Source organism: Agarivorans sp., assembly GCF_050295395.1.
Classification (GTDB): domain Bacteria; phylum Pseudomonadota; class Gammaproteobacteria; order Enterobacterales; family Celerinatantimonadaceae; genus Agarivorans.
Map to the genome: position 1 here is coordinate 1 of NZ_JBNKPP010000082.1, position 1,730 is coordinate 1,730.

The following is a 1,730-nucleotide window of genomic DNA, read 5'->3' on the forward strand; positions in this document are numbered from 1 at the left end:
GTGGTCATTTGGTTAAAAAAGTTGGGTTCGACTAACTGTAAACCCGGTTGAAATAACTCGGCGCGAATGACCATGGCCATTGCACCGCCCACAATAAACATGGTGAAACTAAACCATAAGTACATCGAACCAATGTCTTTATGGTTAGTGGTGAGTACCCAGCGCATTAATCCGCGTGGGGCATGGTGGTGTTCTTCGTGCTCTGCGTGAAGCTCGCTCATCGTGCTCATTCCCTATCTCCCTACTGCGCTGCGTTCTGCACGGCCACCACATCCTTGGCCTGCACTAAATCACCGGTATCATTGCCCCAAGCATTCCGCTCGTAGCTAATCACCGCAGCCAGTTCTTTTAAACCTAACTGCTTGCCAAAGGCCTGCATCGCCGTTCCCGGTACACCATTCACCACCACATCTATGTGTTGGCTCACTGCCCCGGTGGCAATTGGGCTGTCTTTTAAGGCCGGAAATACCCCCGGCAAACCTTCACCGTTAGGCTGGTGACACGCCGCACAAGATTTCAGATAAACTTTTTCGCCCAGCTCCATTAGCTCAGCTTGGTCCATGGTCATGGCGACCAGCTCTTGCTCGGCAGCTTGTTTAGCCAGATAGGCCGCCTCTTGCTCAGCCAACCAGCTAGCGTATTCATCCTCAGGTTTGGCAATCACCACAATCGGCATGAAGCCATGGTCCTTACCGCATAACTCGGCACATTGGCCGCGGTAAATGCCGGGTTTGTCGATGCGCGTCCATGCCTCGTTAATAAAGCCGGGGTTGGCATCTTTTTTCACCGCAAAATCCGGCACCCACCAAGAGTGGATCACGTCTTCCGAGGTCATTAAGAAGCGCACCTTTTTCCCCACCGGCAATACCAAGGGGTGGTCCACCTCCAACAAATAGTTGTCGCGTTTTTTTAGCTTGCCCTTCACCTGTTCCATGTCTGAGGCCAACACGCTGTAAAACTCTAAGTCGTGCTCAAAGTACTTGTAATGCCACTTCCACTGGGAGCCGGTGACTTGAATGGTAAGGTCGGCATCGGAAGGATCTTCCATCGCTAGCAAGGTTTTGGTGGCGGGTATCGCCATGCCAATCAAAATAATGAAAGGAATAATGGTCCAAATAATTTCGACCTTTGTGCTCTCGTGAAACTGGGCTGGCACCGCGCCTTTCGATTTACGGTGATGGAAAATCGCCCAAAACATGGCACCAAACACCAAAATGCCAATCACACAGCAAATATAAAAAATCGTCATGTGAAGGTCGTAAACCTGCTCACTAATAGCAGTTACACCTGGGCGTAAATTAAATGACATTTCCTGCGCATATACAGGTAACGAACAGCATGCCAGCACTAATAGCTGAATCCCTCGGCTCACAGCGCTCTCCTTTGCTAGTAGCCAAAAGCAGTACTTGTAATACTCCACAAGCCCTGCCAAGTACGGGGAAAGTCCCCCACCAAAGCAATAAGCTGTAACGGCTAAATACAACCCACAGTATATAAATTAAGCGTTAAGTTAAGGATTTGTAAATATATTGTTGTTAATTTTGTTGTTTAAGGTGAAAGATGTGATGTTAACGACAAAAGCCCAAATCAAAGGATTTGGGCTTAAAATGGGAGGGAACTATTAGAAAAAAGGCTTACATCCAGTCTGCCGTGCGGATAATACCCACCGCCAAACCTTCAATATCCATGCTCTGATACTCAAGATCGACCTCAATAGTCGACAGTTCTTC

1 protein-coding gene and 2 pseudogenes are annotated in these 1,730 nt (G+C 48.4%); all 3 read right to left on the reverse strand.

Translation table 11 applies throughout. The features are described from left to right. Positions 1 to 230: pseudogene (locus ACQY6Q_RS04800) on the reverse strand (cytochrome c oxidase subunit I); the annotation flags it as partial. Positions 231 to 241: 11 nt separating this feature from the next. Continuing rightward, positions 242 to 1,372 (reverse strand): cytochrome c oxidase subunit II, encoded by a 1,131-nt coding sequence (gene coxB / locus ACQY6Q_RS04805; RefSeq protein ID WP_427978508.1) that lies wholly within the window; start codon positions 1,370 to 1,372, stop codon positions 242 to 244. Between the two features lie 262 nt (positions 1,373 to 1,634). Then, positions 1,635 to 1,730 (reverse strand): annotated as a pseudogene (locus ACQY6Q_RS04810) (transcriptional repressor LexA); the annotation flags it as partial.